At 63.8% G+C, this 1,812-nt stretch carries 2 protein-coding genes; one reads left to right on the plus strand and one right to left on the minus strand.

The window, feature by feature from the left end; all coding sequences use genetic code 11:
- The coding region (locus WAO18_RS22190) for a CoA transferase (RefSeq protein ID WP_422208387.1) at positions 1-686 on the plus strand (686 nt) is incomplete at its 5' end.
- Positions 687-703: 17 nt separating this feature from the next.
- Here the strand turns inward: WAO18_RS22190 and WAO18_RS22195 are convergent.
- Positions 704-1,812, minus strand: a 1,109-nt coding sequence (locus WAO18_RS22195) for a TetR/AcrR family transcriptional regulator (RefSeq protein ID WP_422208388.1), incomplete at its 5' end; no start/stop codon positions are given.

Below are 1,812 nucleotides of genomic sequence, written 5' to 3' on the forward strand. Positions count from 1 at the left end.
ACCGCGCGGTCGGGTTGTACGCCGTTGCGGCGATACTCATGGCCCTGTTTCACCGGCTCCGCACCGGTGAGGCCCAACACATCGAACTGCCAATGTTTGAGTCCATGGCCCAGTTCGTGCTGGGGGACCACATGGGGGGCCGCTCCTTCGAACCTCCGTTGGGCCCTCCGGGTTATGCCCGCACGCTGACTCCCGAGCGTCGCCCGTACCAAACCGCAGACGGATATGTGTGCGCGATCATCTATACCGACAACCATTGGCGGGCGTTCGGCAAGCTGGTTGGCAGGCCCAACCTGGTCGACGAGGACGAGCGGTTCGCGACGCTGCGGTCACGGACCACATACGCCCACGATACGTATTCCTTCGTTCGAGAGATCATGCCGTCACGGACGACGGCGGAATGGCTGAAACTGCTAGAAGAAGCCGATATTCCGGCAACACCATTGCACACGCTGGACACGATCTTCGACGATCCGCACCTCAACGCCACCGGGTTCTTCCAACGCACGCAGCACCCAACCGAAGGGACCCTGCTGAGCGTTCGCGGACCTGCCAATTGGTCGAAAACGCCGCCCGCCATGATCACGCCGGCTCCCAGGCTCGGCGAGCACACAAGGCAAGTGCTCTCGGAAATGGGCTATTCGGCCGCCGAGGTGCAGAAAATTACCGGCTCCTCGGCGGACTAGACCGGGCGCGGCGACCGCTAACCGCCGTTGAACAGCGCGCGTTGCACGACGTCCTGCATGACCGATGTGATCCGCTCGTCGGAAACGTCCGGCTCGATCTCCATCACGGCCTCAGGCAGTCGGTCGAGCATGGCGACGAACACGGCCGCAGCGACGTCGATATCCAAGGGATATCGTCGCTGCACCCGTCCTAACAGTGACCGCGCGGTCTGGTGGGTCACCGCCATACCGTTACGGTGCCTTTTCAGCAGCTCTTCATCAGCCACGACGCCCTGCGCGATGGTGCGAAGCACCCCGATGTAGCGGCGGCTGAATACGACGAAGTCCGACAGCCATTCTTGCAGTTCGTCATTGGGTCCGCTGGTCGGCTCGACAGTCGCGAGTCGTTCGACGAGTTCGACGGCGGCCGCGCTGGACTCGCGGGCCAGTGTGTGCAGAAGAGCGGGTTTGTCGCCGAAATAGCGGTAGAACGTGGCACGGCCGACCCCTGCCGCCGCAGCCAGATCATCGATACCTGTGCCGTTGTAGCCGCGCTCGGCAAACAACCGAGACGCAGCGGTCAGAATCCGCCCGACGGTCTCACTGGCCCGGGGTCCCAGCGTGGGCCCGGGCGCGGCGGCCTCGGCTTCAAGCTCCACCAGGGGTTGGCGTGAAGTCGTTGGGACAGTGTGGATCTCACTGAACACCGCGGCCGGGGTCTGCGGAAACAACATCAGCTGCATGCACACCGCCAACCCGTCGATGGCATATTCGGCGCCCGGTAGCGGCACGAGTGCCTCACAGCGCAGGTAGTTGAAGTGGTGCACGAGACTCGTGAGCGCCAACGCCGCCGTATCAGCCTCTGGGTCCGACATGCCGCTGGCGACCAAACGTTCCGCCACGCGCGCACAATAGGAGCGGATGAACCGCACCACCATCGCCCGAACGTCGGCGTCGGAGGCCTCCACCTTTGCCGCCTCGACGAACATCGTCGCGTAGCGGTCATAGACCCATGCCCAAGCGCCGATCCACCAGTGCAGCGTTTCGAAGCCTTGAGGGGTGGGCCCGAGCGGTCCAAGCCGACGAGCCAGCCGCATCAGCTCCGCGCCACATGTCTCCAGTAGCTCTGTGAAGATCTCTTCTTTGC

The organism is Mycobacterium sp. (assembly GCF_049278535.1).
Lineage (GTDB): Bacteria > Actinomycetota > Actinomycetes > Mycobacteriales > Mycobacteriaceae > Mycobacterium.